4 protein-coding genes are annotated in these 7,540 nt (G+C 66.6%); 3 read left to right on the top strand and 1 reads right to left on the bottom strand.

The window, feature by feature from the left end:
- Position 1: 1 nt before the first annotated feature.
- Positions 2 to 1,825: a CocE/NonD family hydrolase gene (locus VGQ44_22340; protein ID HEV8449579.1), complete on the top strand. Its 1,824-nt coding sequence runs from the start codon at positions 2 to 4 to the stop codon at positions 1,823 to 1,825.
- Between the two features lie 6 nt (positions 1,826 to 1,831).
- Here VGQ44_22340 and VGQ44_22345 read toward each other — a convergent pair whose 3' ends face one another.
- The gene (locus VGQ44_22345; protein HEV8449580.1) at positions 1,832 to 2,155 is read right to left on the bottom strand and encodes a hypothetical protein; all 324 of its coding nucleotides are present in this window, start codon (positions 2,153 to 2,155) and stop codon (positions 1,832 to 1,834) included.
- A 325-nt stretch (positions 2,156 to 2,480) separates the two neighbouring features.
- Here VGQ44_22345 and VGQ44_22350 point away from each other — a divergent pair, with 325 nt between their 5' ends.
- Both VGQ44_22350 and VGQ44_22355 read left to right on the top strand, forming a co-directional pair.
- Positions 2,481 to 4,151 carry a hypothetical protein gene (locus tag VGQ44_22350; protein ID HEV8449581.1) on the top strand — a complete coding sequence of 557 codons (1,671 nt, stop codon included), beginning with the start codon at positions 2,481 to 2,483 and terminating at the stop codon, positions 4,149 to 4,151.
- Between the two features lie 93 nt (positions 4,152 to 4,244).
- Entirely contained in the window at positions 4,245 to 7,433 is a 3,189-nt protein-coding gene (locus tag VGQ44_22355; protein HEV8449582.1) for a hypothetical protein, read from the top strand.
- Positions 7,434 to 7,540: the final 107 nt, after the last annotated feature.

Here is a 7,540-nt window from a genome sequence, read left to right on the forward strand (position 1 = left end):
GTTGTCGATTCTGCCCCACCATCGCGCGCTGGCCTCGCTCCTCGCGGCAAGCGCGTTGGCCGCGCCGCTCTCCGCGCAGGTGACCGGCGCCAACGCCCCGTATCCGCCGCCGCGCGGGCCGCACGCCGTCGTTGTTGAGAGATCTGTGATGGTCGCGATGCGCGACGGCGTGAGGCTGGCGACGGACGTCTACCGCCCGTCCGACCTGACCGGCCGGCTCCCCGCGATCCTCATGCGCACGCCGTACAACAAGCAGGGCAGCGGTGGCGCCGGGCAGATCTTCGCGTCGAACGGCTACGTCGTCGTCGTGCAGGACGTGCGCGGCAAGTTCGGCTCGGAAGGCGAGTACAAGATCTACAACGGCGACATGACCGATTGGACCGACGCCTTCGATTGGATCGGCAAGCAGCCGTGGAGCAATCAGCGAATCGGCAGCTTCGGGTGCTCGTACCTGGGCGAGCAGCAGATCGTCGCCGCTCAACAGCGCCATCCGCTGCACATCGCCGCGATACCGCAGGCGGCCGGCGGCAATCTCGGGCGGGTCGGACGGCACCGCACGTTCTGGGGATCGGTCGAAGGCGGCGCGAACGCGGTGTCGATCAATTTCGGGTGGATGCCCGTGTGGGCGTCGACCGACAAAGGCGCGCGGCCACGCCCCAACGTGGAGACCGCGACGTTTCTGCGCTCGCTCCCGCTCATCGACATGACCGACCGAGCGGGCTCGCCGTCGTGGGACTGGCGCAACTTTTTCGAGCGCTCGCCCGACGACCCATGGTGGGACAAGCAAGGTTACTTCAACGATCGAGACAGCGTGTCGGTGGCGGCGCTGCACGTGTCGTCGTGGTTCGACATGGCGAACGAGGCGCTCATCGAACGCGAGCTCTTCGCGAAGAACGGCACCAACGCGCGGGCGCGTGAAAATCAGTACGCGATCATTTCGCCGACGACGCACTGCCAATCGGAGCGCGCGGGTGAACACACCTTCTCCGGCGCGCTCGACGTCGGCGACGCGAGGTTCCATCACTGGGACGTCTATCTCGCGTGGTTCGACAAGTGGCTGCGCGGGAACGAGCACGCGATGGACACGATTCCGCGCATCCAGTACTACACGATCGGCCGCAACGCCTGGCAGAAGTCCGATCGCTGGCCTGTCGCGGGCATGAAGGAGACGCCGTACTACCTGCGCAGCGACGGAGGCGCGAGCACGAGCAAAGGCAATGGACGCCTGAGTCTCACTGCTCCAGGCTCAGGCGAGCGGCCGGATACGTTCACCTATGATCCGGCGAACCCGGTGCCGTCGCGCGGCGGATCGATCTGCTGTACGGGCGATCCGAAGGACGTTCCCGGCTCGTTCGACAACACCGATATCGAGCAGCGGCCGGACGTGCTCGTCTACACGGGCGAGGCGCTGACGACCGGTCTCGAGCTCACGGGACCGATGCGCGCCGAGATCAGTCTCAGCTCCGATCGGATCGACACGGACGTCACGGTGAAGGTGCTGGACGTCTTCCCCGACGGGCGCGTCATGAACATGCTCGAGGGCATCACGCGGGCGCGGTATCGCGACGGCTACGGCAAGCCGGAGATGATGAAGCCCGGCACCGTCTACACGGTCCCGGTCGATCTGCACGCGACGTCGTGGTACCTGCCGCCCGGCCACCGTCTACGCGTCGAGGTCTCGTCGTCGAACTTCCCGCGCTTCGATCGCAACTTGAATACGGGCGGTCGGAACTATGACGAGACCGCTTGGAACGTGGCGAAAAACGCCGTGTGGCACTCGGCCGCGCACGTATCGCGGCTCGTGCTGCCGGTCGTTTCTCGTTGATCGAAGCTATTCGGGCGTCTTTTCGGCCGGCTTTTCCGCCGGCACGCCGGGTGCGCCCTGTTCAGCGGGCGCCGTCGCCCCACGGCGCTTACCCCAGTGGCTGTGGACCTCGCGTGGACGCTCGCGATCGGCAACCATTTGCGAATAGTACGCGACGATCCGCGGGCGCAGGTTCAGGGGCGCGTCGCCTTCCGCGGTTCGAAAGGCCGCGTAGCGCTGCGATTCTCCCGTGATGCTGACCCACCACCATAGCGTGCCTGGAGTCGCCGGAGAGGATTCGGCCTTGCAGGTGAACGTGCGATCGCCTTCCTGAAACTCGAGCGCTTTCATTTAGGACTCCTTCGGGCTCGGGCGAGCACAGCATCGGAAATGATGAAGGTCCGGTCGGCGCCGGACCCGTGAGAATTCCGTGTGCGCGATGGGCGAATGCCGATGCACCCGCTCTATGAAACTTAGTCGGTTGCACCGGGTGCTGCATCAGCCGTTACCCTGGCGCCGCAGCGGACAATCGCTGTGGCGCCTCGAGGGCGTGAATCGGGCCCGCTGGATCGAATTGGCGACCCCGGAACCGCTCCAATCGCACGCCCATTACGACAGGCATTCCGCTGGAACGACTACAACGGAAACACGGGGACCAGTGTCGAACCAGATTGCTATGACTCGCCGTTACGCCCTCCTCTCCACGCTTTTCCCACTCGCGTCGATCTCGGCGCAGAGCTCCGTTTCGCTCGAGCGGCTCGCGAGCGGGACGTGGCGCGCGACGTATCACCTATCGTCGCCGACTCCAACGCTCAGGTTCGAGCGACCCGCGTCATTCTTTCGCGAACGCGTCTGGACGGTCGTGACACCCGGGTACCAGTTCGGGCGCGACGGCGACGCCCAAGTCGTGCGCGTCGCGCCTGGCATGACGCCGCAACGGGAGATCGTATTCGAGTTTCCTGAGTACACCACGACGCTACCGAAGGAGTACGAGTTCTTTCTGCCCTTCACGGGTGGCGCCGTCGCCGTCTACACCGGACACCTCTACGCCACGGCGATCGTGGACGGCACTACCGCTACGAGGCTTCGAACGATCGACCTCACGCCGCCAAACGGAATGAAAGCGGTCGTGCGCGGGCGAGTGGTCTCGGGGCGGGTGGCGTTCTCCGACTCGATCGGTGACGGGACGTACATCTATTTTGGCAACACGAAGCCGATTGACACGCCCGACGTGGTGGCGATCGTCGATCCCGGCATGCCGTCGTGGATCGTTGCCCTCTTCAACGATGACCTGCCGCGGCTCTTCGCGGCGTATCGAGAGCGATTCGGCTATCCGCTCCCGTGGAAACCCGTCGTGCTGTTCAGTTTTGACGACGCCGCGCGGCCCGGATTGTCGTCCGGCGGCGGCACGCTCACCGGTCTCGTGAACATGACGTTCACCGGCGCGGACTGGACGCGGCAAACGCCGGCATCCACCGAGCAGGCGGTCGCCCTCATCGCCCACGAGTCCGCGCACCTGTGGAACGGCCACCTCGTGGAGAACGTCGATCAGGGCACAGGTTCGTGGATGCACGAGGGCTCCGCCGACGCTTTCGCGACAGAGATGCTTTACGCGCTCGGCGCCATCGACAGCGCGCGCTATCGCGCGCGCCGCGAGGACGCCATCAACCAGTGCGCCACCGCGATGGCGTCGGGGCCCGTGGCCACGGCCGGCTCGCGCAACGCGATCCGCGAGATGTACGACTGCGGATTTGTCCTCACCATGTGGACGGCCGCCGCCGCCCACAGCGCCAATTCCTCAGCGAACGCGTTCACCTTTTGGCACGATCTCATCGCGAGCGCCAAAGCAAGCGCCGGGAGCTACGATCAGGCGCGCTATTTCGCCGTGCTCGCCGGCGAGCACGTTCCGGATTCTGTCATCGCGGCAATGAAGGCTTTCGTCGCCACTCGCGACGGAATGCGAATCGCCATCGACGGTCTCCGGTCGGCGGGGGTCGCGGTCGAAGAAGGCTCGGGTGTGCCGCCCGCGGGCGTGCAACAACAAGCCGCACGCGCCGCGATGGCGCACTTGATGTCGCAGGCCTGCGGGCGCGTCAATTTCAACTCTGGGCCGTCGATCAAGACGGGTGCGGTGACCGGGTGCGAGCCATTCGCCGTCGAGCACATTGTATTCGCGGTCGATGGCCATCGGGTGCGCGACGACGGCGCCGCGCTGTACGACACCGTGCGCGCCTCCTGCGCGGCGGCCCGCGGTGTTTTGCTGCAGGGCGATGACGGGAGCACGCTCGCGACGGTGTCTTGCCAGCGCCCCCTCGCGACGAGGCCCGCGTGGTTCGTGCTTAAGTAGAGCGCGTGCCGAGTCATCCTCGCGCTGGTCACCGAGGGTCGCGACCTCCATAATGGTCTTGTCCCTTCCCGACCCCGCGGCACAGGAGCTGGCATGCGCGCCGACGTTCATTCGATCTCACAACATGGCGCGCCGATGCTTCGTCGGCGTCGCGCAGTCGTGATCGTTGCCTGCCTTGCCTGGCCACTGCACGTGGGAGCTCAGTTGCCTCGCGTGGACTCCGCATACTTCGCCGAGCTCCGATGGCGGTCGATCGGCCCTCCACGTTCCGGCTATGTGTCGGCGCCGGCCGGCGTTCCCGGCGACCCGACGACGTACTACGCCGGCATGCCCGAAGGCGGCATTTGGAAGACGACGAACGCCGGCAATACCTGGAAGCCGGTCTTCGACGACGTGCGCGTCGCGTCCGTTGGGGCGGTCGCCGTGGCGGCGTCGGAACCGAACATCGTGTACGCGGGAACGGGCGATCGGTCCGGGTGGTCGTTCACGCCGGGCAAGGGCGTCTACAAGTCGACCGACGGCGGAAAGACCTGGAGCAGCGCGGGGCTCCAGGGGTCGCAGTACATCGCGGCGATCGTCGTGTCGCCTCGCGATGCCAATACGGTGCTCGTCGCGGCGCAGGGTCGCGGCGGACGTGGTGGTGGCCCAGGCGCGAGACCGGCTGAGCCTGACGAGCGCGGGGTCTATCGCACCACCGACGGTGGTCGCACGTGGGCGCGCGTCCTCCCGGCCGACGGTCCGGCCGACGCGTCCGATCTCTCATACGACTTTTCTGATCCACAGGTCGTCTACGCGTCCGTGGCGACGGGCGGTGTCGGCCTCTTCCGATCGACCGACGGCGGCGTCACCTGGCAACCGGCCGCCGGCCGCGGGTTGCCCAATGGCGCGCGCATCTCTGCGTTCAGCGTGTCGTCGGGCACCCGCGGCCGGCGCTTGTACGCGATGGCGGGAACCGCTGGGCGCGGCGCCGGGGGCGGCGCCGGCCGTGGACTCTATCGGTCGGACGACGGGGGTGACTCGTGGACTCTAGGCACCCAGCGGCTCGCGAGCGCCGGCGGCAAGATCTACGCGGACCCGCAAAATCCGGATGTCGTGTACGTGATGGGAACGTCGATCTATCGCTCGAGTGACGGCGGCAAGAGCGTCGCCTCGTGGTGGGGCGCGCCGAGTGGCGCCGACCCACGCTTCATGTGGATCGATCCGACGAACTCGAAGCGCATGCTGATCGGCGTGGATCAGGGTGCGGCGATCACGGTCGACGGCGGCGCGAGTTTCACGCCGTACTATGGACTCGTCAATGGGCAATTCTATCGCGTCGCGACGGATTATGACTTTCCATATCACGTCTGCGGGCCGCAACAGGACTCCGGCACCGCGTGCGTGGCGAGCCGCAGCGACTTCGGCGAGATCCGCCCGAACGACTGGTATCCCGCCGGCGGTTTTGAGAACGGCTTTCTGATCGCCGATCCGAGCGATAAGCGGTACATGTACACCCAGGGCTGGTATCACGTGTTGCGGCGCTACGATCGCGTCACGGGACAGGTCGTCGTGTTGTATCAGCCGACGGACGACGAGCGCTTCGGCGGAGCTCCGCCGCTGGCCTTCTCGCCGCAGAATCCGCGCACGCTGTACATGGCGGCGCAGCACCTGCTGATGTCCACCGACGCCGGCGACCATTGGCGCCGCGTCAGCCCGGATCTCGCCGCGCCGGCGGGCGTGACGCTTGCCGGATCGACGTCGATCAGCACCGGCGTCGGCGCGCCCGCCGCCGGCGGATCGATCACGACGCTCGCGCTATCGCCCGTGACGTCCGGCGTCATCTGGGTCGGCACGAGCACGCGCCTGATTCACGTGTCGCGCGACGGCGGAGCCACGTGGGCGAACGTGACGCCGCCCAATGTGGCGGGCAGCATCAACGTGATCGAAGCGTCGCATCACAACGCGGGAACCGCGTACGCCGCGATTCTATCCGGCGACGGAAAGCCGCATCTGTATAGGACGACCGACTACGGTCACGGTTGGACCGAGATCGACAACGGACTCGCGGACGACGGTACCATGCGCGTCGTGCGCGAGGATCCGGCCGATCCAAACCTGTTGTACGCCGGCGGCGTAACGAGCGCGTATGTCTCGTTCGACAAGGGCGACCACTGGCAGTCGTTGCAGCTCAACCTGCCGACGACGGTCGTGAGCGACATGACGGTGCATGGCAGCGACCTCGTCGTCTCGACGTACGGCCGCGGATTGTGGATCCTCGACGACGTGACGCCGCTCCGGCAAATGCGCACCGCGATGGCGGCGGCGGGCTCCGCCTTTCTCTTCAAGCCGGACACGGTCGTTCGGGCGCGCTGGGACAACACACAGGACACGCCACTGCCGCCGGAGATGGTGGTGGGCGAGAACCCGCCCGAAGGCGCCATCCTCGATTACTATCTGCGCTCGACCGCGTCGGGTCCCGTCACGCTGACGATCAGCAATGGCGCGGGCCAAGTCATTCGTGAATTCTCGAGCGTTGCGTCGCCGCGAGACACGGTGATGCCGAACGTCCCCGAATATTGGCTCGCCACCCCGACGGTCCTCTCCACGGCCCCGGGCATGCACCGCGTCAATTGGGATCTTCGCTACCCCGATCCGCCGACCTTGAACTACGGTTACTACGGAAACCTGCTCGACTATCGTGAGTATACGCTCAACTGGCACGCGACACCCGGTCACACGTATCGCTCGACCATCGTGGGGATCATGGTGCCGCCCGGGACCTATACCGCGAAGCTGACGGTTGGCGCGCGAAGCACGTCGCAGCCGATCACCATCGTGCCCGACCCGCGCGTCCACGTTCCCGCCGCCGCGCTCGCCGCACAGTTCCGGTTGCAGCAGCGCATGGTCGCCGGGCTCACCGCGAGCTACGAAGGCTTCAACTACGTCACCGCGCTTCATGCCGCGATCGATTCGCTGAGCAACCGAGCGTCAGCCGCTCAGCTCCCCCACCCCACTTCGATGCGAACACTCGACAGCGCCTTGGTTCGCCTCGCGACCACCGGATTCGGGATCGTGCACCGCGATCTGGGACGTCGGTACTCCGATCAGTTCATCGCCGACGCAGCGCCGACGCCCAGCATCGTCGCCGGCGTGGACGGCCCGTGCCGGCAGCTCGACGCGACGCTCGACAGCCTTCGGAAGCTGGGAACGAGCATCGGCGAGTTGAACGGATCGATCACCCGCTCGGGCGGTCGTGCGCTTCCGTGGTGGACGGCGCCAACGGCGCCGGCGTGTGGTCGTTGAGTCGAGCTCGTCTTGCGAGGTGAGTAGGGACTAGTTCTTGCGACGCCGCCACTCGTATGCGGGGTGGCGCAGTTTGGGGGGCATTGCTGGCCGTAGGGGCGTGCAGC

It is taken from the genome of Gemmatimonadaceae bacterium (genome assembly GCA_036003045.1).
GTDB lineage: Bacteria > Gemmatimonadota > Gemmatimonadetes > Gemmatimonadales > Gemmatimonadaceae > JAQBQB01.